The sequence below is a fragment of the Caulobacter segnis genome (genome assembly GCF_019931575.1).
GTDB lineage: Bacteria > Pseudomonadota > Alphaproteobacteria > Caulobacterales > Caulobacteraceae > Caulobacter > Caulobacter segnis_C.
Window position 1 is genome coordinate 742,756 of the sequence record NZ_CP082923.1, and the last position, 21,301, is coordinate 764,056.

12 protein-coding genes and 1 pseudogene are annotated in these 21,301 nt (G+C 69.1%); 4 read left to right on the forward strand and 9 right to left on the reverse strand.

The genetic code is table 11. The annotated features are described in order from the left end of the window. Positions 1-147 precede the first annotated feature (147 nt). On the forward strand, positions 148-1,149 hold the full coding sequence (locus tag K8940_RS03545; RefSeq protein WP_223393159.1) for a sensor histidine kinase: 1,002 nt from the start codon (positions 148-150) through the stop codon (positions 1,147-1,149). Here K8940_RS03545 and K8940_RS03550 read toward each other — a convergent pair. Genes K8940_RS03550 through K8940_RS03565 form a run of 4 tightly spaced genes read right to left on the reverse strand, consistent with a single transcriptional unit; the run spans position 1,146 to position 7,337 of the window. Next, the gene (locus K8940_RS03550) at positions 1,146-1,622 is read right to left on the reverse strand and encodes a GNAT family N-acetyltransferase (protein WP_223393160.1); all 477 of its coding nucleotides are present in this window, start codon (positions 1,620-1,622) and stop codon (positions 1,146-1,148) included. The genes K8940_RS03545 and K8940_RS03550 overlap by 4 nt on opposite strands. Then, a complete protein-coding gene (locus K8940_RS03555) occupies positions 1,619-4,768 on the reverse strand; it encodes an efflux RND transporter permease subunit (protein WP_223393161.1) in 3,150 nt (1,049 codons plus the stop codon). The genes K8940_RS03550 and K8940_RS03555 overlap by 4 nt, the downstream gene beginning before the upstream one ends. After that, positions 4,768-5,877 carry an efflux RND transporter periplasmic adaptor subunit gene (locus K8940_RS03560; protein WP_223395754.1) on the reverse strand — a complete coding sequence of 370 codons (1,110 nt, stop codon included), beginning with the start codon at positions 5,875-5,877 and terminating at the stop codon, positions 4,768-4,770. Before K8940_RS03560 ends, K8940_RS03555 begins: the two co-directional genes overlap by 1 nt. Further along, positions 5,835-7,337, reverse strand: a complete 1,503-nt coding sequence (locus tag K8940_RS03565) for an efflux transporter outer membrane subunit (protein WP_223393162.1) — start codon at positions 7,335-7,337, stop codon at positions 5,835-5,837. Before K8940_RS03565 ends, K8940_RS03560 begins: the two co-directional genes overlap by 43 nt. A gap of 375 nt (positions 7,338-7,712) precedes the next feature. Between K8940_RS03565 and K8940_RS03570 the strand changes: the two are divergent. Beyond that, positions 7,713-10,869, forward strand: a pseudogene (locus K8940_RS03570) (TonB-dependent receptor). Positions 10,870-10,935: 66 nt separating this feature from the next. Here K8940_RS03570 and K8940_RS03575 read toward each other — a convergent pair. The 4 genes from K8940_RS03575 to K8940_RS03590 form a co-directional block, all read right to left on the reverse strand. After that, on the reverse strand, positions 10,936-12,435 hold the full coding sequence (locus tag K8940_RS03575) for a hypothetical protein (protein WP_223393163.1): 1,500 nt from the start codon (positions 12,433-12,435) through the stop codon (positions 10,936-10,938). Beyond that, complete coding sequence (locus tag K8940_RS03580; RefSeq protein WP_223393164.1) at positions 12,432-13,670, reverse strand: glycosyltransferase; 1,239 nt, start codon at positions 13,668-13,670, stop codon at positions 12,432-12,434. Before K8940_RS03580 ends, K8940_RS03575 begins: the two co-directional genes overlap by 4 nt. A 169-nt stretch (positions 13,671-13,839) precedes the next feature. Continuing rightward, positions 13,840-14,955 carry a hypothetical protein gene (locus tag K8940_RS03585; protein ID WP_223393165.1) on the reverse strand — a complete coding sequence of 372 codons (1,116 nt, stop codon included), beginning with the start codon at positions 14,953-14,955 and terminating at the stop codon, positions 13,840-13,842. Positions 14,956-15,058: 103 nt separating this feature from the next. Then, on the reverse strand, positions 15,059-16,285 hold the full coding sequence (locus K8940_RS03590; protein WP_223393166.1) for a TetR/AcrR family transcriptional regulator: 1,227 nt from the start codon (positions 16,283-16,285) through the stop codon (positions 15,059-15,061). Between the two features lie 290 nt (positions 16,286-16,575). Here K8940_RS03590 and K8940_RS03595 point away from each other — a divergent pair, with 290 nt between their 5' ends. After that, complete coding sequence (locus K8940_RS03595) at positions 16,576-17,754, forward strand: Yip1 family protein (protein ID WP_223393167.1); 1,179 nt, start codon at positions 16,576-16,578, stop codon at positions 17,752-17,754. Between the two features lie 114 nt (positions 17,755-17,868). Here the strand turns inward: K8940_RS03595 and K8940_RS03600 are convergent, their stop codons facing one another. Then, positions 17,869-19,827: an ATP-binding protein gene (locus K8940_RS03600; protein ID WP_223393168.1), complete on the reverse strand. Its 1,959-nt coding sequence runs from the start codon at positions 19,825-19,827 to the stop codon at positions 17,869-17,871. Between the two features lie 134 nt (positions 19,828-19,961). Here K8940_RS03600 and K8940_RS03605 point away from each other — a divergent pair, with 134 nt between their 5' ends. Further along, positions 19,962-21,188, forward strand: a complete 1,227-nt coding sequence (locus tag K8940_RS03605; RefSeq protein ID WP_223393169.1) for a serine hydrolase domain-containing protein — start codon at positions 19,962-19,964, stop codon at positions 21,186-21,188. Positions 21,189-21,301 lie beyond the last annotated feature (113 nt).

The following is a 21,301-nucleotide window of genomic DNA, read 5'->3' on the forward strand; positions in this document are numbered from 1 at the left end:
ACGCTCTTAGCTTCGGCTAGATAATGCGAAGGCCCCGGAGGAAACTCCGGGGCCTTTTGCTTTGGGCGGCGTCTCCTCTATGTCGGCTGCCGGCTTGACGGCGCCGCTCGAAAGCGCGAGCACCGACGAAGGGACGGGGAGAGCGGCTTGAATCTGCGCCGGAGGATCAGGGACAGTCTCGTCGCCCGCTACGGTCTGGCCGTCGGCCTGACGGTGCTGGCGGTCCTGCTGCGCTTTGGCCTCAATGCGGTGTTTCCGCCGGGCTTTCCTTATGTGACCTTCTTCCCGGCCATCGTGGTGGCCGTCTATCTGGGCGGCCTGGGGCCCGGCGTCCTGTGCGCGACCCTCAGCGGCGTCTGCGCCTGGTACTTCTTCATCCCGCCGGCCTTCGGCTTCAGCTTCGATCTTTCGGTGCTGGTGGCCCTGGCCTTCTACGCCTTCGTGGTGGCGGTCGACATCTTCTTCATCGACGGCATGCGCAAGGCGCTGGACCAGTTGGAGGGGGAGCGGGAACGCTATCGCGAACTGGCCGACAGCCGCGATCTGCTGTACCGCGAACTGCATCACCGGGTGAGCAACAACCTGCAGGTCGCCGGAGCCCTGCTGCGGCTGCAGGGCCAGGGCGTCACCGACGCCGACGCCCGCCACGCCCTGGAGCAGGCCGGCGAGCGGATCGAGATCATCGCCCGCATCCAGCGCGAACTGCACAACCGCATGGGCGAGCCCGTGCCGTTCCGCGACTTCGCCGAGGCCCTGCTGGCCAGCGCCGCCGCGGCGGCCGGCGCGCGGGTGCGCCTGACCCTGGAAGGCGGCGAGCAGCCCCTGCATCCGGACCAGGCCACGCCCGTGACCCTGGTGATGCTGGAGAGCTTCAACAACGCGCTCGAGCACGGCTTCGGGGAGGCCGGGACGGATGGGGAAGGGGGCGGCGAGGTGCGGGTGGTGCTGGACCAGACCGGCCTGACCCACCTGCTGACGGTCAGCAACGACGGCGCCGGCCCGCCCCCAGGGTTCGATCCGGCGCGGTCGAAGAGCCTGGGCCTGCGGATCGTCCGGGCCATGGCCCAGCAACTGGGCGGCAAGTTCGAGATGGCCCGCGAGGACGGCTGGACCGTGTGCCGGCTCAGCTACGCGCCGAAGCGCGACTAGAGCGCCAGCCGGTAGAACCGGGTATCGACCGCCATGCGCGGAAAGCTCTCCGGCAAGTCGGCGACCTCGACCAAGTCGAAGCCGTTCTTTTCGTAGAACCGGTGGGCGGCCTTGAACTTGTCGGTGGTGCCCAGCCATACGGTCGCGACACCGTTCGTCCGGGCGTGGGCGAGGGCGGCGTCGAGCAGCGCCTGGGCCGCCCCCACCGCGCCGCGCGCCACGGGCTTCACGAACATCTTGCGCAGGGCCACGGCCGCGCCGCCGATGTCCTTCAGGGCCACGGTGCCGACCGCCCGGCCATCCAGCTCGGCCAGCCAGAACTGGCCTCTCCCGGTCTGGTACCAGTCGGGAATGGCCGCCAGGTCGGGCTGGTCGGCGGCGGTGATGGCGATCCCGAACTCCTCCCGCTGGATGGGCAGGATCACGTCGACGACGGCGTCCTCGTCGCCGGGGCGGAAGGGGCGGACGATCACAGGCGGTCGACGGTCCCTGAGCTTGGGGCGGGGTGGCCGTTGGTCGCCTCGCGCGGGGTGGTCATGCGGGCCAGCTTGGGTTTCAGCCACATCTCGATGTCGTCGACGATCTCGTAGACCACCGGCACCAGCACCAGCGACAGCACGGTCGAGGTGATCAGGCCGCCGATCACGGCCACGGCCATGGGCTGGCGGAACTCCGAGCCGGTGCCGATGCCCAGAGCGGTCGGCAGCATGCCGGCCATCATCGCCAGGGTGGTCATGACGATCGGGCGGGCCCGCTCGTGACAGGCGTCGAGAATGGCCTCGCGCTGGCTCATGCCGTCGCGCTCCTGCTCGATGGCGTACTCGACCAGCAGGATCGAGTTCTTGGCCGCCAGGCCCATCAGCATCAGGAAGCCGATCAGCGACGGCATCGACAGCGACTGGCCGGTGACCAGCAGGGCGAAGAACGCCCCGCCGATCGCCAGGGGCAGGGCCGACAGGATGGTGATCGGCTTGAAGAAGCTGCGGAACAGCAGGACGAGCACGCCGAACACCAGGCCGACGGCCGACAGCAGCGCCACGGCGAAGCCGGTGAACAGCTCGACGAACGCCTCCTGGTCGCCGGCCGAGGCCGGGCCGACGCCGGCGGGCAGCTTCTTCATGGTCGGCAAGTTGCCGACGTCCGTCATGGCCTGGCCCAGCTGGGCGCCATTGTTGAGGTCGGCCTCGATGGTCACCTGCCGCTTGCGGGCGAAGCGGTCGATCTTGGCCGGGCCCGCCTGGAACGACAGGTCGGCGACGGTGTCGAGCCGGGTCGTGCCGCCGCTGGACGTGGGCACGCGCAGGGCGCCCAGGGCGTCCAGGTCGCGGCGGCTCTCGGCCGGCAGGCGCACGCGGATCGGGATCCGCCGCTCGCCCTGGGTCATCTTGGCGACGTTGGCGTCGATGTCGCCGACCGTGGCCACGCGGGCGATGGCGGCGATGTCGGCCGAGCTGACGCCCAGGCGCGCGGCCTCGTCGGCCTTGGGCCGGATCAGGATCTCGGGACCGCTGGGCGGCGACGAGGGGCGCGGATCGGCGACGGTCGAGAGCTTCTGCATCTCGCGCTCGATCTGGGCGGCGGTGCGCTCCAGCAATGGGCCGTCCTCGGAGATCAGGATGGTCTGGACCTCGGACGTGCCCCAGTCGCCCAACAGGTTGACGCGGGCGTCGGGGATGTCGGGCAGGCCGTCGCGGACCTCCTGCTTGATCTCGGTCACCGTCAGGTCGCGCTTGCCATTCAGCACGATGGTGATGGTGGCGTCGCGGATGTCCGTGCCGCTCTGGCCGCCCCAGCCGCTGCCGATGTTCGAACCGACCTGGGCGAAGACGTGGGCCACTTCCGGGCGCTTGCGGAACATGGTCGTCACCGACTGCACGGTGCGATCCATGTCGGCCACGGTCGCCCCGGGCGGTCCCTGGACCTTCAGGTAGTAGTAGTTGTTGTTGGCGGCGGGCTGGAACGCGGTGGGCAGAAGGCCCGCCAGCATGATCGAGCCGATGAAGATCGCGCCGCCGATGATGCAGGCCAGGATCCGGTGGTCCAGCGACCAGTCCAGCACATCGCGGTAGAAGCCCTTGAAGTCCCTGCGCGGGTGCGGGTCCTTGGCCGGCTTGAGGAAATAGGCGGCCAGTAGCGGGGTCAGCAGGCGGGCCACGACCAGCGAGAACAGCACGGCCACGGCGACGGTCAGGCCGAATTCCTTGAAGAACTGGCCGGGCGTGCCAGGCATGTAGGACACCGGCACGAACACCGCGACGATGGTGAAGGTGGTGGCCACGACCGCCAGGCCGATGGCGTCGGCCCCCTCGATCGCCGCCTGGAAGGGCCTCTGGCCCCGGGCGACGCGCTTTTCGATGTTCTCGATCTCGACCACGGCGTCGTCGACCAGGATGCCGATGACCAGGGTCAGGGCCAGCAGGGTCACGACGTTCAGCGAGAAGCCCATGAACGCCATGAAGGCGAAGGTGGGCACCAGCGACACCGGCATGGCGATGGCGGTGATCAGGGTGGCGCGCCATTCGCGCAGGAACAGGAACACCACCAGCGAGGCCAGCAGCATGCCTTCCAGCAGGGTGTGCTCGGTGGCCGCGAAGCTGGCGCGGGTCTCGTCGACGGTCGAGAAGATCTTCACGAACGAGACGCCGGCCTGCTTCTGGGCGAGGGCGTCGATGGCCTTCTTGACGTTGTCCTCGACGGCGACGTCGCTGGAGTCGCGGGTCTTCATCACCTGGAAGGCGACGACGGGACGGCCGTCCAGGCGGGCGAAGCCGCGCTGTTCCTCGGCCCCTTGGCCGACCTGGGCCACGTCGGTCAGCTTCACATAGCGGCCGCCGGCCACCGGGATGGTGATCTGGCGCAGCTGCTCGACCGTGGTGGCCGCACCCAGCACGCGCAGGGTCTGCTCGCGGCCGCCGACATTGGCCCGGCCGCCGGGGGCGTCGACGCTGAAGCTGGCCAGGGCCGAGTTCAGCTGCGGGGCCGTCACGCCGAACGAGGCCATGCGGTCGGGGTCGATGATGACATTGATCTCGCGATCGACGCCGCCGACGCGGGCCACCTGGGCCACGCCCTTCTCGCCCTGCAGGGCGCGGGTGACGGTGTCGTCGATAAACCACGACAGCTCGGTGGAACTCATGCCCGGGGCCGAGACGGCGTAGGTGATGATCGGGGCGCTGGTGATCTCCAGGCGCTGGACGATCGGCTCGTCGACCTCCTTGGGCAGGACGGCGCGGGTCTGGTCGACCTTGGAGCGCACCTCGTCGGTGACCTTCTGCAGGTCCTCGCCGAGATTGAACTCGATCGTCGTGGTCGAGGCCCCCTGGACCACCGAGGAGCGGATGGTCTTGACGTTGGAGATGCTGGCCACCGCGTCCTCGATGGGGCGGGTGACCTGGGTCTCCATCTCGCCGGGCGCGGCCCCGCTCTGGGTGACCGTCACGGTCACGGCGGGGAACTCGACATTGGGGAACTGCTTGATCGGCAGGGTCAGGTAGCAGCCGATCCCGGCGATCATCAGGGCGATGAACATCACCGCCACCGGTATCGGATTGCGGATCGCCCAGGCGGAGACCTTCAGCTCGCCAGTCTTGCGGTCGCTGGTCTGGTGTTCCGCGGCCATCAGCGAGCCGCCTGTTGAGCCGGGCGCACGACGTCGCCGTCGGTGACGAAGGCCGCGCCGCCCAGGACGATGCGGGTTCCGGCGGGAGGGCCCTGGACCAGCTGGGCCCAGCCGCCGCCCTTCTGGCCGATCTTCACGGCGACCTGGTGGGCGCGGTTGTTGGCGTCGAGCGTCATCACCGACAGGCCGTCGGCCTCGTAGCGAATGGCCGATTCCGGAATGGCGGTGACCGGCGCCCCCGAGGCGCCGAAATTGGCGCGGCCGAAGCCGCCGGGGCGCAGGTCGTCGCGCACGGGCAGGCGCACGCGCACCTTGCCCAGGCGGTTGCTGCTGTCGACGCGTGGGCTAACCAGGCGTACGACGCCGGCGATCGACTGACCGCCGGGCAGGGACACCTGGGCAGATTGGCCGACGCGGATACCGGGCAGGTCCGCTTCGTTGACCTCGGCGTCCAGCTCCACGAGGCCGTCGCGGGCGATGGTGAACCACGGCGTCGTGCCGCCGCCGGCGATCTGGCCCGGCTGCACGCCGCGCGACAGCACCCGGCCGCTGACCGGCGAGGTGATGGTCATGCGCGAGACGCGGGTGCGCAGTTCCTTCAGCGCCGCCGCCTGGGCCTTGGCCTGGTAGCGGCGGGTCTCGATCTGCTCCTGGCTGAGCACGCCCTGGCCGTCGAGGCCGGAGACGCGCGCGGCCTCGGCCTGGGACTGGGCGGTGACGGCCGCCTGCTGGTCGACCTGGGCGCGCAGCAGGGTGTCGTCCAGCTGGGCCAGGGGCTGGCCGGCGCGGACCCAGTCGCCTTCGTCGGCGTAGAGGCGGGCCACGCGATAGCCGGTCAGCTCCGAGCCGACGGCGGCCTCTTCGCGCGAGACCAGCAGGCCGGAGGCCTCGACCCCGCCGCCCAGCGGCCGGGTCTCGACGCTGCCGACGCTGACCGTGCGCGCCTGGCTGGCGGCGGTCTTGGCGGGGGCTTCCTTGTCCTTCTTCCCGCCACAGGCGGTCAAACCCACGGCGGAGCAGACCAGGGCGGTGGCGATCAGATAGCGGGTCGTCATCGGAGCGGGTCTCATTGCGCGGAGGGCTTGCTGGGAACGGCCTCGGGCGACCAGCCGCCGCCGAGCGCCTTGTAGGTCTGGACGGCGCGTTGCAGCGCCTGGGTCTGGGCTCCGGTCAAGGCGGTCCGGGATGACCGCCAGGACTGCTCGGCCTGCAGGGCCGTGGTCAGGTCGGTCAGGCCCGCGGCGTAGCCCTTGCGGCTGGCCTCGTAGGCGACGGCGGCGCGCCGCTCGCCGGCGGCCAGCAGCGTCACGCGGCGTTCGTCGGCGGCCTGCTGGACCAGGGCGTTCTCGGTCTCGCCGAACGCCTTCTGCACCGTCTGCTCGTAGGTCACGGCGGCCTGCTCGACCCGGGCGCCCTGCGCCTTGATGTCGGACATCAGCTTGGGAATGTTCAGCACCGGGATCGACAGGCCCGCGCCCAGGGTCCAGGCCGAGCTGGTGGTCGACTGGGTCGTGCCCGGCGTCAGGAAGCTGGGGCTGATCTGCTTGGTGATCCCGACGCCCGGCTCCAGGGTCAGGGTCGGGAACAGGGCCAGTTCGTTGATGTTCAGGTTGCCCGAGGCCGAGGCGAGGCGCGCGGCGGCTTCGCGGATGTCGGGGCGGCGGGCCAGCAGCTCGGCCGGGGCGGCGGCGGGGACCGGCGGGGTCTTGGCCAGCACGGGCTCGACCGGCAGGCTGGCCAGCGGATCGACGCCCTTGCCGACCAGGATCAGCAGGCTGCGACGGGCGGCCTGCAACTGGGCCTCTAGCTGGGCGACCTGGGCCTGGGCCTGGGCCAGGTCGGCGGCGGTGCGGTCGCCCTCGGTGGTCGCCGACAGGCCCCGGCGGCCCTTCTCGGCGGAGACGTCGTACAGGGCCTGGCTGATGCGGGCGTTCTGGCGGGCGTCCTCCAGCTGCACGGCGTAGCCGCGCGCCTCGAAGTAGGACTGGGCGACATTGGCCGCCAGCGCCGCGCGGGCGCCCTCGTACGAGAAGCGGGCGGCGGCCAGGTCGTTGTCGACCACGCGGCGGGCGGCGGCGCGGCGGCCGATCAGATCCAGCTCCCACGAGACGTCGAAATTGGCCGAATAGGTCTTGGTCACCCCGCCCAGGGTGAAGCCGCCCGATCCGCTTTGGTCGATGATGTCGGTGTCGGTCCGCTTGGCCGAGCCGGTCAGCGGCGTCTGCGGAATGTAGAGCTCGCGGATCTGGCCCTGGCGCGTGGCGCGAGCCTCTTCGAGCTTCGCGGCGGCCATGCGCGCGTCGGGGGCGTGGGCCAGGGCGGTCGTAATCAGGTCGTTCAGGACCGGATCGTTGAAGGCGGTCCACCACTGGTCCAGCGTCTGGGCGCCCAGCGGTGCGCCTGTCGGAGCCTCGTAGGCGGACGGCAGCTTGGCGTCCACTTGGCGCGCGGGCGTGGTGCAGGCCGAGAGGCCGCCGCCCAGGACGAGCGCCACTCCAACGAGAAGGACTGGAGACGAGCCAGAAGGCCGGCCTGGACGCCACTGGGCGCCGGTCTTGGCGAGACGCATGAAGTTTCGAACCCGGTAATTCCGCCCTGAGGCCGATTGGCGACCAATGGTTTCCCACTTAGGCGCCCCCACGCCGATGGAAAACCCCCCAAGCAACGCTTTAGCGAAGCTTATGTTGCGACGCACCCATTCTCAGAGGGGCTCGATCCCATACCTGTCAGCAGTGCGGCGCGATGACGCGCCCGTATTGCCATGTCCTTACGGCTGTTGACGGCGCTGTAAAACATACCACATCATCGAAACAGATGTTCGACCTTTGTGATCGGCATCCGCCTCGGTTGCGAAATCGGGGGAGTATGCGTGGCTTTTCAAGCGTCCGGCTCCAAGGGAACCAAGGCTTGTCGGCTCTAGAAGGCGCATCACCAAGTTTCGAAAATGAACGCTCTCACCGGCGCGCCTATCCGGCCGCTCGTGGGCGTGCGCGCGTCCATCTCGGGAGACCGCCACCCAGCTGAACACACCCTGGCCCCGCGAAGACGAACGGCCAGTCAAAAAACAATCGAGGGAGGGAAAACCAATGACACGAACCAGCTTCCTGCGCGGAGGCTCCCGCCTCGCGCTAGGCGTCGCCCTGATGGGCGGCCTGACAAGCGTGGCCCACGCCCAGGCGCAGCGCCCCAACGATGTTCCGGTCGAGGTCGAGGAGGTCGTCGTCACCGGCTCGTTCATCCGGGGCACGCCCGAGGACGCGGCCCTGCCGGTAGACGTGATCGGCGCCGAGGAACTGCAGAAGCGCGGTTCGCCATCCACCGTCGAACTCCTCAAGGCGCTGTCGGTGTCCAGCGGGGTGCTGGGCGACACCAACCAGTTCGACAGCCGCGCCCAGGGCTCGGAAGGCTCGGGCTCGGTCAACCTGCGCGGCCTGGGCTCGCAGCGCACCCTGGTGCTGCTGAACGGCCGCCGCATGGCGATCAACCCCTTCGGCCAGGCCGGGGCGGGCATCGTCGACACCAACATCATTCCCGCCGCCGCCATCGGCCGCCTGGAAGTGCTGAAGGACGGCGCGGCGGCGACCTATGGCTCGGACGCCATCGCTGGCGTCGTCAACTTCATCACCAAGAAGAGCTTCGAAGGGCTGGAGGCGGCCGCCGACTACCGCCACATCGACGGCTCCAAGGGCGACTACGGGGCCAGCGTCACCTGGGGCAAGGTCTGGGACAACGGCAACGTCCTGGCCAGCGTCGGCTGGCAGCACCGCTCCAAGCTGTCGGTCGCCGACCGTGACTGGGCCAACCGGCCCTACCTGTCCAATCCCGAGGCCGGCTGGTCCGCCGCCGGCAATCCGTCGACTTTCATCCCGCTGGCCAGCACGACCAGCGGCATGCGCGACCCGGCCTGCTCCGGACTGGGCGGCTTCCCGGGTTTCAGCGGCCTGACGCCGGTCTGCTACTGGCACTACACGCCGTTCGACAACCTCGTTGAAAAGTCCAACGCGGTGCAGGCCTACGCGGAGGCCAACGCCGACCTTTCGCCCAAGACCAAGTTCCACGCCGAGCTGCTGTACGCCCACACCGACGTGCCCGACTGGAACACCTCGCCCTCGTACGCCGCCCTGGCGGTGCCGACAGCCGAGGTGGCGCCCAGCGCAGCCCTGGCCGGCCGCTACTACGTGCCGGCGACCAATCCCGGCCTGATCGCCTTCATGGCGACCAACCCGACCGTCAACCTGACCAACCTGGCCACCGGCGCCAGTTCGACGGTTCCCAGCTCGATCTTCGCCTTCGGAGCGCTGAACGTCGCAAACCGGCCGTTCGCCATCGGCGGCAATCCCAAGTTCGGCTACGGCCCCTCGATCGGCTCGCGGTCGTTCGACGCCTTCCGCGTCTCGGCCGACCTGACCGGCGAGTTCGACAACGGCATCGGCTGGAACGTCGCCCTGACCTATTCGCAGGAAGTGGGCATCCGCACCGGCTACGACACCCTGGTCAACCGCTTCGCCCTGGCGCTGCAGGGCCTGGGCGGGCCGCTCTGCGACAGCAACCCGTCGCTGCCGGGCGTGCAAGGAACGCCGGGCGTCGGCCAGTGCATGTATTACAACCCCTTCGCCAGCGCGATCCCCAGCAACGTCATCACCGGGACCGCCAATTCGGCCTACAACTCGGCCCTGGCCAACAACAAGGACCTGGTCGACTGGTTCTTCAAGAAGCTGTCGACCAAGCAGTCCTCGCGACTGTTCGTCGGCGAGGCGGTGCTGAATGGCAAGACGGCCATCACCCTGCCGGGCGGCGACGTCGCCTGGGCGGCCGGCGTCCAGTATCGCCGCACCTATTTCAAGGCCGACTACAACGACATCAGCAACGCGGCGATCAATCCGTGCGTCAACACGCCGGACTTCGGGGTGACCACCTGCACCGGCTCGGCCCGCAACGGCCCCTTCATGTTCTTGGGGGTAGGCAACGAAGCCGATAACCAGAGCGACGTGATGGCCGGGTTCGGCGAGCTTTCCGTCCCGATCACCGAGACCTTCCAGGCCCAGTTCGCCGCCCGCTACGAGGACTATGGCGGCGCGATCGGCTCGACCTTCAATCCCAAGGCCTCGCTGCGCTGGCAGGCCATGCCGTGGGTGGCGATCCGCGCCTCGGCGGGCTCGACCTTCCGCGGCCCGCCGGACCCGCTGACCACCACGACGTCGGTCACCTCGCTGCAGGGGATCCTGGGCGTGTTCCGCGCCGTCGACATCTTCGGCAATCCGAACCTCGCGCCCGAAAAGGCCAAGACCTACAATTTCGGCCTGCTGTTCAACGCCGGCGAGTTCAAGGCCAGCATCGACTACTTCCTGTTCGACTTCAAAAACCCGATCGTCGCCGAGCCGGTGGCCGGGATCGTCGCGGCGCTCTATCCGAACGGCGCGGCGGGCGCGAACAACTGCGCCAATGCGGCCTATGCCGCCCTGGTGGCGCGCTTCACGTTCAACGGCTCGTGCTCGACGCCGACGACCAGCATCGCCCGCCTGCGGACCAACTACATCAACGGCGCGCCGGTGAAGAACGCCGGCTTCGACTTTTCCGCCGACTACCGCTTCAAGAACGTGGCGGGCGGCGACGTCCAGATCGGCGGCAACGCCACCTACATCCAGAAGTACGAGGTCGGCTCCACCGTCGTGGAGGGCATCACGGTCGAGAAGGCCTTCGACGCCGTGGGCCTGCTGAACTACCAGACCACCGTCGTGCCGATCCCGAAGTGGAAGGGCGACGTCTTCGCCGAGTACAACATGGGCCCGCATAACCTGCGCCTGTCGGTCCACTACATCGGCGGCTACACCGACCAGCGCACCGCGCCTTTCGCGGCCAACGCCTACAAGGACACCACGGGCGCGGGCGTGACGGTCAGCGCCGGCAAGAAGATCAAGAAGCAGGTCCTGACGAACCTGGCCTATCGCGTCTTCCTGCCCTGGGACACCACGGCGACCCTGGCGATCACCAACATCTTCGACAAGAACCCGTCCTATGCCCGCCTCGACCTGGGCTACGACCCGTTCACCGGCGATCCGCTGGGTCGCACCTACAAGGTGGGCCTGCGCAAGAAGTTCTAATTCCTCGGAGCGTTGAACCTGGAGGCGCGCCTCCCCCCAAAAAAGAGGGGGCGCGCCGTCTTCTTCTCAATGACCGGGCCTGCGCTCGTAGACAATGGTCTTGGTGCGTCGCAGCGGGATGACCGCCACCGGCCGGTAGTTCCGGCGCAGCTCGGCCTCGACGATGGCCACGACCGCGAAGTTGAAGTCCCGGGCGGTCGGCTGGCGGTCGACGATCACGTTGGGCTTGGCCGCCAGGATGCGGCGGACCTCCGTGGCCTGGTCGACGCCGATCGCGCCGTTCTCGCGCAGCAGGTTCAGGTGGCCGGCGAACGGATAGCGCGTGGGCAGGCACGAGCCGGTCAGGTGGTACAGCATCGGGTCGCCGTTCCACACATAGAGGCAATTGGAGAGGCGCGGCCGGATGGCCTCGACCATGGCCGTCATCTCGGCCTGGCCGCCGCGCTTCAGCTTCATCTTGCGCACCACGACGCCGTAGGCGCTGGCCCCCGCCATCAGCATCACCCCGGCCGCGATCAGGCCCAGATGGCGGCGGCGATAGGCGAACAGCGGCGCGGTCGCCGCGGCCAGCGGGACAAACAGCGGCAGGGCGTAGTGGTCGAAATAGGTGCCGAAGATCAGGTAGCCGGTCACGGCCGCGCCCAGCCAGGCCAGGGCGAAGCGGAAGGTCGCCTCGCCGCGCGGGAACCGGCGCCAGGGCGCCAGGGCCGCGGCGAGCAGGACCGCCAGCAGCGGCAGCTGCAGCACCTTCCAGGTCTTGCCCAGGCGGTGCAGCAGTTCCCAGCCGTCGGCGGTCGATCGCGCGCCGATCGACAGGAAGTTGGCGTAGACGAAGGCCTCCTCGTGACCCAGGACGAGATACCAGGCCAGGGCCAGGGCGGTCGGCGCCAGGGCCAGGACCACCCACAGCGTGACGTCGATCGCGAGGCGGGCATAGGCGCGCGAGACCCGCCATGAGGCCCACATCAGCGCCAGGCCGAAGAACACGCCCTCGAAGACGACGGTGTACTTGATCTGCATCCCCAGGCCGATCAGGCCCATGGCCAGGGCGCCGCGCCGGCGGATCAGCTCGGGGGACGCGGGCTCGCCGGTCAGGGCGCTGGCCACGGCCCAGGCCGCGCCGGCCACGAACAGGTTGTAGAACGCCGGCGCCTGTCCGCCCGCGCCGCCGACCAGGCCCAGCAGCAGCAGGTAGAGGATCGCCGCCACCGTGGCGGGCCCGCGCCCGGCCATCGGCGCGGCGATGCGGGCGATGATCAGGCCTGTCCCGGCCGCGAACAAGGTGGCGACGACCTGGTACTGCACGATCCCGTCCCCGCCCAGCAGGCGGATGGCCGCGTACAGCAGGAACAGGCCGACTGGCTTGCGGTCCCAGATGTCCACATAGGGCAGGGCGCCGCCATGCAGCATCCGGTCGCCGACCAGCAGGTAGAAGTTTTCGTCGACATGGATCAGCGGGTCGCCGAACAGGCAGGCGCGAATGGCGAAGGCCGCCAGCACGATGATCGCGGCGCTGATCAGGTCCAGCCGCCGGGCCTCGGACATGGTCGAAGGCGTCGAGATCAAGGGCGGGCTCCCTCGGCGATCGGCGCGGCCTGCGCCGGGGCGGCGACGGCGTCCGGCGCGGGCCCGTGGGCGGCGCGCCAGGTCAGGCGGCGGGCGGCGTGATAGTTCCAGGCCGCGCCCAGCACCGCGCCGACCGCGCCGGCCAGCGCCCAGGGCGCGCCCACGGCGTTGAGGCCCGCGCCAGCGGCCTCGCTGACCAGGGCTCCGGCCAGGCAGCCGACATAGAACTTCAGCAGGCCCGGCAGGACGGCCCGGCCGCGCAGGCGGTGGTCGCGGAAGGTCAGGCTGTTGTTGAGCGCGAAGTTGGTGGTCATCGCCGCCAGGATCGCCGCGCCCTGGCCCAGCCAGAACGGCGCGTCGATCAGGCGCGACAACGCCAGGGTCGTCAGGTGCGTCGCCAGGCCGGTGGTCCCGACCAGCATGAACAGGCTCATCCGCGCGGGCACCGCCCCACCGGTGCGCTTCTCGACCAGCAGGGCGGCCAGGTCCAGCATCACTCGCAGGTCCAGCTTGGACTCGCCGCCGGCCCGGGCCAGCAGCACGGTCGGCGTCTGCGCGGTCCGGGGCCGGCGATGATGCGAGGCGGCGACGTCGACCAGGATCTTGAAGCCCACGCCCGACAGGCGCGGTCGCACGTCCTCGTACCAGTCGCGGCGCATCAGGAAGCAGCCGCTCATCGGGTCGGCCAGGCGCAGGCCTAGCAGTCGCCCGGTCAGGCCGACGCCGGCCCGGCTGAGCAGGTGGCGATAGCCGCGCAGGCCGCTCTCGGCGCTGGCCAGGTAGCGGCTGGCCACGACCAGTTCGAGGTCGGTGTTCTCCATGCGCCGCAGCATCTGGCCAATCAGGCGCGGGTCGTGCTGGCCGTCGCCGTCCATGATCGCCAGGGTCTGGCCGCGCGCGGCGTCCCAGCCGGCGATGGCGGCCGAGGCCAGGCCCCCGGCGCCCTGGCGGCGGATCAGCCGAATGGCGCGGTTGCGCCGCGCCCGCCCGGCGACCACGTCGGCGGTGCGGTCGTCGGCGGAGTCGTCGACGACGATGATCTCGTGGGCGACGCCCGCCAGGTTGGCGCCAACATCGTCCAGCACGCCGCCGATCGCCTCGTGTTCGTCCAGGGTGCAGATGACCACCGAGACGCGGGGACGAGCGCTGGCCCCGCCCCAGGCGACATCCCTGACGATCGACGCAGACCCCCGCGCCAAGCCGGGGTCATGGCTGTCGATTCCGTCCGTGATCATGGGTCGAAGCTCCGCTCAAGGTCCGTCTTCGGCACCTTCGGAGCAAATGGAGGCAATAGTATCGCTAGATTGAAGCCTACTGTATCTGAAACAAGTCAAGCTGATACATTGCTGATACAATCAGCGAGGCGATCTATTCAGTAGATACCTGTCTAGCGCGGTCCAAGTGCTAGAGGTAGTCCAGCAGGCTGGGCGGGCTGGCCACGGCGCCATCGGCGTTGAACATCTGGGCCAGCTTGTCGCGCGAGGCCTGCAGTTCGACCATCTTGTCGTAGACCGCCGGGGTCCAGCCGGACGCCTCGCGCTCCTCGGTGGTCATGCCGGCGTAGCGGGTGATCATCGCCTTGCCGAAGTCACCCTCGTCCTCCGAGGTCGACTGGTAGCCGGCCTTGATCGCGGTGCTGTCGCGGCTGCGGATCTCGGCCTTGGCCTGGGCCATCTCGTGGGTCGAGAACTGCTCGTCCTTGTTCAGGGCGATGGCCGACAGCGAGCGGTCGTCGAAGCGGCGGAAGTCGATCTCGCCGCTGCTGGAATCCTTGGCCGCCTCGGGGGCGAAGGCGATCGAATACTGCTTGTCGAGCGCCGCGCGGACGTCGTTGGCCACCTTGCCGAAGTCGCGGGTCTTGGCCCCGGCCACGGCGCTGCCCATCTCGGCCATGTAGGCGGCGACGCTGTCATGGGCGATGCCGGCGGGAGCCAGGCCCGGACGGGCCGTGGCCTGCTTGCGGCCTTCGACCAGGGCGTCGCGCTCCTGGCTCCAGGCGGCCGAGGCCTTCTCCTCGGGGCCGGCGGCGTCCAGCTGGTCGAGAGCGGCCTGGTAGAGGCCGGCATAGTCGCCGGTCAGCCGCGCCTGGGCGGCGGGCGTGGCCAGGGCGGTGTCGTGCTGGCTCTTCAGGCCCAGGGCCGCGACCACCTGCTGGTCCAGCGGAAACTGGCCGCCCTTGTTGCTGGCCACGGCGTACAGCGTCCGGCGGTCCAGGCCGGACAGGTCGATGGCGGCGTTCCCGTCCTTCAGCGCGCTGGACGTCTTGGCCGCCTTCAGCTGGGCGCTGATCTGGGCGCGGGCCTCGGCCACGACGGCGTCGATCGTGCGGGAGTCGGTCTGGGCCTTCAGCGCGGCCTGGGCCGCGGCCGAGAGCGTGACGTTCACCGCCGGGGTGTTGATCGTCGGGCTCTGGTCGCGCGTCTGGCCATAGCCGGTCGCCTGGTTGGCGCGCTGCGTGGCCGTCTGCCCGGCGGTGAGGCCGGGGGCGTAGGTCGACGAATACGGGTTGATCGTCGTCATGACCGGGCGGAACTCGAAGCGAATCAGACGCTTGAGAATACCAGCCGTCCCTAGGGCAGGACCACCCTATGGTTAATCGGTCGCAACCTTTGGCTTTGTCGCGCTAGTTCAGCACGCCGGTGAGCAGCGGCTTGGCGAAGAGATCGGCGGCTTCCTCGCGTTCCAGACCGGGCGCCCACGCGCCCAGCGAGGCGGCGGCGTTCAGCATCGAGTTGATCATGTGGGCGGCGATGCTGGGGTCGACCGGACGGATCGAGCCGTCGGCGATCCCGTCCGAGACGATCGAGGCGAAGCGCTGCCAGCCGCGCATGTAGCCGTCGGCCATGTCGCTGCGCAGGGGCTCGGGCAGGGCGCCCAGCGACGAGGCGCGCAGCAGCGGCCCGTGCTCGGACAGCTGGTAGGAGGTGAGGCCGGCGGCGGTCGAGACCAGCTGTGTCCAGCTGTCGGTGTCCAGGGCGCGGGCGTCCAACTGCGAGCGGCGGGTGACGGTGAAGGTGCGCTCGAAGCATTCGGCGACCAGGGCGTCCTTGTCCTCGTGGTGGTGGTAGAACGAGCCCTTGGTGACGTTCAGCGCCGCCGAGATGTCCTCGACCGAGGCGCCGCGGTAGCCGCGCTGGTTGATCAGGCGCGTGGCGGCGACCAGGAAAGTCTCGCGCCATTCCAGGTCCTCGAGCGACAGCGGGGTCGGGTCGGGCAGGGACAGCGGAGCCCAGGCGCGGCCGCCGGCGGGCAGGCCGTTCAGCAGGATGTCGCCCATCCGGTCGCGCACCCGGCCGTAGTCCTCGATGTCGTAGCGGCGCAGCCACCGGCCCGACCAGAACACCTGCTCCATCAGCAGGTGGGTGCGGGCGTTGCGCTGGCGCTTGTCCAGGTGGGCCAGGGACGGGTCGTCGAAGAAGCCGCGCACCCGGCGGAAGAGATCGTTGAAGGCGCCGATGACCGAGCCGCGCAGCGGCTCCTTCAGGGCCTTGATCTCGGTGAAGCTGGTCAGGGGCGTCGCCTCGCCCAGCCGGACCTGGCGGTTCAGGTCGAGATACAGGTCCAGGAACCTCAGGATGCGCGCGGCGGGCGTGGCCTCGGCGGCGGCCTCCTCGACCATGGCCTCGAAGCGCTCCAGGCCGCGCATGAAGCAGGCGGCGGCCAGGTCATCCTTCTTGCGATAGTAGTAGGTGACGCTGGTGGTGTTCAGGCCGACCTTGGCGGCGACGTCGGCCAGGGTCATGCCGCGCACGCCCTGGCGATTCAGGATCGTCGTGGCCGCGGCCAGGATCGTCTCCTTCTTGCGGGCGTAGCGCGCCGTCGCGACCCCCGCGATCCGACCGTCATCCATCGAACCAAACCCCTAATACGCCGTCGCGCGCCGGTTGCGCCGGTCACTGGACGATCGGGTCCAATTTAGGCGCCTGAAGGGCCGTCTTAAAGGGCCGCTCCCTCCGTCACGAGACAATATCCGCCCCGTAGCGCCAGGGTTTGTCAGGATTGTTTCAAGTCGGCCCGTTTCGGGGCGCCGCACGTGTTTCACGCTCTGTCGGAAAACCGTCTTTCGACCTAGGCGCGAACCGTGCCTATAAAAGGGTTCGGGGCGGGCGCGCGAACTTTGGAAAAAGGAGCGTTCGCAGGATGTCTGTTGTTGAAGGTGGCGGATCGGCGGGGACCGGTCTGGTGGCGAGGGTCAAGGGCATACTGCTCACGCCCTCGACGGAATGGGATCGGATCGAGCGGGAGCCCGCCACGGTCGGCGGTCTGTTCGCCGGCTATGTCTGCATCCTGGCCGCGATCCCGGCGGCAGCCGGCCTGATCGGCGGGCAGGTTTTCGGCCACGGCATCCCCGGCTTCTCGTTCAAGCCGAGTATCGGAGCGGCGATCACCCTGGCCGTGGTCGGCTATGTGGGCTCGCTGGTCATGACCTTCGTCCTGGGCGTGGTGATCGACGCCCTGGCCCCTAGCTTCGGGGCCGAGAAGAACCGTGTGCAGGCCTTCAAGGTCGCCGCCTATTCAGGCACCGCCGGCTGGGTCGCGGGGGTGTTCCAGCTGATCCCGATACTGGGGGTCCTGGCGATCCTGGGCAGCCTCTATGGCTGCTTCCTGCTGTATCTGGGCCTGCCGCGGGTGATGAAGGCCCCGGCCGACAAGGCGCCAGGCTACGCCATCGTCACGATCGTCGTGGCCATCGTGATCGCCATCGTCATCGGTGTGGTCACCACCGCGATCGGCGGCGTGGCGGGCCTTTCAAGTCTCAACGCCATGACCCACGCCGACAAGGCGTCGGGCACGGTCGAGATCAACGGCAGCAAGGTCGACCTGGGCCGGATGCAGGCGGCGGCCGAGCGAGCCGAGCAACTGTCGAAGAACCCCGGCAAGGCGGCCTCGCCCGAGGCGCTGAAGGCCCTGCTGCCCGCCAGTGCGGCCGGCTATTCGCGCGCCAGCGTCGAGACCAGCTCCAGCGGGACCGACCAGGCCTCGATCGTGGTGGCGACCGGCCAGTATGAGAAGCCGGACGGGACCGCCTTTCGCCTGGAGATCACCGACCTTGGACCCATGGCCGGGCTGACGGCCCTGGCCGCAGGCATGAACGGCCAGGCGACCAAGGAGACCGCCAGCGGCTACGAGAAGACCCAGACCATCGACGGCCGTCTGACCACCGAGGAATGGGACCGCGACAGCAAGTCCGGCAAGTACTCGGTCGTGTTCGGCGACCGGTTCTCGGTCCAGGCGGACGGCTCGGCCGCCAGCATCGACGACCTGAAGCAGGCGGTTCGGGCGGTCGACGGCGGCCGGCTGGAGGCGATGGCGAAGTAGGTCTAGAGCGTGGCAGCCGAACGTGTGAGCGGTTTCGGCGCCTGCCACGCTCTAAATATTTGAATTAGAACCTGTTTATCCGTTTCTGATGTTTCCATCAGAAACGGACAGGCTCTACGAAGCCTTCCGCGTCCCCGTTCGCTCGATCGTCAGCGCCGTGGCGATGGCCTGGGTCAGGGCGGTCGGGGACAGCGGCTTGGCGATCGCCCCGTCCATGCCGGCCGCCAGGTAGGCCGCCTGCTGGTGGGCCATGGCGTTGGCGGTCATGGCCAGGATCGGCGCGGCGCCGGCCGGACCCTTGAGGGCGCGGATGCGGTGGGTGGCCTCGACGCCGTCCATGCCGGGCATCTGGATGTCCATCAGGATCAGGTCGAAGCCCTGGCGGGCGGCGGCCACGCCCTGGACGCCGTCCTCGGCGGTGGTCACCCGCGCGCCCAGGGCTTCCAGCATGCGGCCGGCGATCAGGCGGTTGGTGGCGTTGTCCTCGACCAGCAGCACGCGCAGGCCGGCGAACAGCGGAGCGTCGGTCTCGTCGTCGTGCGCGGCCCCTTGTCCGAGATGAGGGGCGGCGCAGGCGTCGGCCTCGACCTCCAGCCAGAACGTCGAGCCCTGGCCCAGGACGCTCTCGAACCCGACCTCGCCGCCCATCATCTCGGCCAGCCGCCGGCAGATGGCCAGGCCCAGGCCCGAACCGCCAAAGCGCCGGGTCGTCGAGCCGTCGCCCTGGTGGAAACGCTCGAACAGCGTCCTGGCGGCGTCCTCGCCGATCCCGACGCCGGTGTCCTGGATCTCGAAGCGCAGCCTCAGGCGATCGCCGGTCCGCGTCCCGGACAGGCGGGCCACGACGCCGCCCTCCAGGGTGAACTTCACCGCGTTGCCCAGCAGGTTGAACAGGGCCTGGCGCAGGCGCAGCGGATCGGTGGCGACCCAGCCCAGGTCGCCGCCCTGGCCTTTTGGAGGAGCCTCGACGCGCAGGTGCAGGCCCTTGGCCTCGGCCTGGGGACGCAGCATGTCGGCGACGCCCGTCAGCAGGTCGGCCGGCTCCACCGGCTCGGTCGCCAGCTCCAGTTTTCCGGCCTCGATCTTCGAGAAGTCGATGATGTCGTTCAACAGCTCCGACAGCATCGCGCCGCAGCCCAGGGCCTCGTGCAGCAGCCGGCGGGCGTCGTCGGTCAGCTTCTCGGTCTTCAAGAGGTGCAGCACGCCCAGCACGCCGTTCATCGGGGTGCGGATTTCGTGGCTCATATTGGCCAGGAACTGGCTCTTGGCCTCGCCGGCCGCCAGGGCCGCGTCGCGGGCCGCGACCAGCTCGGTGACGTTCTGGCTGATGCCGATCACGTCCCAGGCGTCGGGGCTGGAGCCGCGCACGCCGCGCCAGGCCGCATGCATGTTCGCCCAGCTGTCCGTCGCGGGATCCAGGTAGCGGTAGTCGATCTCGACGTGCTCGCCGGTGCGCAGGGTCTTGGAGAAGGCCTCCCAGACCCGCTCGCGATCCTCCCCGTGGATCGACGTCGTCATCTCCGACGCGGTCATGATCCGCACCCCGCCCTGCGGCGAGCTGGGCGTCGGGATATCCTGGTCGAAGACGTAGACGCCCTTGCGCGGGTTGAAGCGCCAGACATAGACGCCGGCGGCGGTGCGCAGCAGCTCGTTCGAGCGCTCGGCCTGCTGGCGACCGATCTCGCGGGCGCGGTCCTCGCTGAAGTCCTGGAACACGATCAGCAGGCCGCCGTCGGCCCCGGTTCCTGGCAGCACCTTGGACTGCGAGCGCACCCACAGCCAGCCGCCGCCCTTGCGGGCCAGGCGGTGCTGCGAGCGGGCGTGGCCGACGACGCGCAGGGCGTCGGCGATCGCGTGGATCACGTCGGCGTCGTGCAGGTGGAAGAAGTCGCGGATCGGCCGGCCCAGGGTGTCCTCGGCCGTCCAGCCAGTCAGGTTGGTCCAGGCGGGATTGACGCGGATGATGGCGTCGTCCTGCAGGATGACGAACATGTCGAGGCTGCTCTGGAAGAACCAGTCGGCCGCCGCCGCTTCGATTCTGGAGGCAGCCTCGGCGTCCAAGCGCTTGCCCATCCCGTTTCCCTCGTTTTCAATCGATATGCGCAGGATCGGGTAAAGTTTACGTTGCGGCGAAAGGCCGCGATGACGATTTCGATCTCTCGGTACGCAAGCATGACCGGAAAAGGTCGCAAGGGGAGGCCAGGACTTTGAGCACGCCAGAAGCCGTGGGGCTGTCGACTGATCGACTGAAGCGCATCGATAGCTTCATCAAGGCCAAGTATATCGACACCGGAAAACTGCCCTGCGCGCTCACCCAAGTCTGGCGGCGCGGGCAGCTGGCCTACGCCTCGGTGCTGGGCAGCGCCGATATCGAGCGGGGAAAGCCGCTGAAGGCCGACAGCCTGTTTCGCATCTATTCGATGACCAAGCCGGTCACCAGCGTGGCGTTCATGATGCTGGTCGAGGATGGGCTGGTCGCCCTGGACGATCCGGTGCACCGCTTCATCCCCGCCTGGCGCGACCAGGGCGTGTTCGTGGCCGGGACGCCGGGCGCGTTCCAGACGAAGCGCGCGGCCGAACCGATGCGGATGATCGACCTGCTGCGCCACACATCGGGCCTGACCTACGGCTTCCAACAGCGGACCAATGTCGATGCGGCCTACCGCAAGCTGAAGTTGGACGGCGTCGACAGCGAGGGCGGGCTGCAGGGCTATGTCGACGCCCTGGCGACCGTGCCGCTGGAGTTCTCGCCGGGCGAATCCTGGAACTATTCGGTCTCGACCGACGTGTTGGGCTATCTGGTCGAAAAGATCTCCGGCCTGCCGTTCGACGTCTTCCTGAAGACCCGGATCTTCGACCCGCTGAAGATGGTCGACACCGGCTTCTTCGTCCCCGAGGGCCAGCGCGACCGCTTCACCGCCTGTTACGCCCTGACGCCGTCGGGCAAGGTGGTGCTGCAGGACGACCCGGAGAAGAGCCGCTTCCTGACCGATCCGTCGGTGAAGTCCGGCGGCGGCGGCCTCGTCTCGACCGCCGACGACTACATGCGCTTCTGCCGGATGCTGCTGAACGGCGGCGAGCTGGACGGCGCGCGGCTACTCAGCCCCAAGACGATCCGGCTGATGACCATGAATCACCTGCCGGGCGGCCAGGAGCTGGTTCACCTGTCCAAGTCGCTGTTCAGCGAGGCGGTGTTCGAGGGGCTGGGCTTCGGCCTCGGCTTCGCCATGACCATCGACCAGGCCCGCACCAAGAATCTGGGTTCGCTGGGCGAGTACTTCTGGGGCGGCATGGCCTCGACGGCGTTCTGGATCGACCCGGTCGAGGACCTGGCGGTGGTGTTCATGACCCAGCTGATGCCCTCGACGTCGTACCCGATCCGCCGCGAACTGCGGACGCTGGTCTATTCCAGCTTCACGGAGGCGGCGGGGTAGGCGGCCGACCCATCTCTCCTCCCCCTAATGGGGAGGAGGGCCACTCGCCACGCAAAGAAAACGGCGCGGGATGCCCTCCCGCGCCGAGTTGCGCTTTACCAAAGTCCGACGCA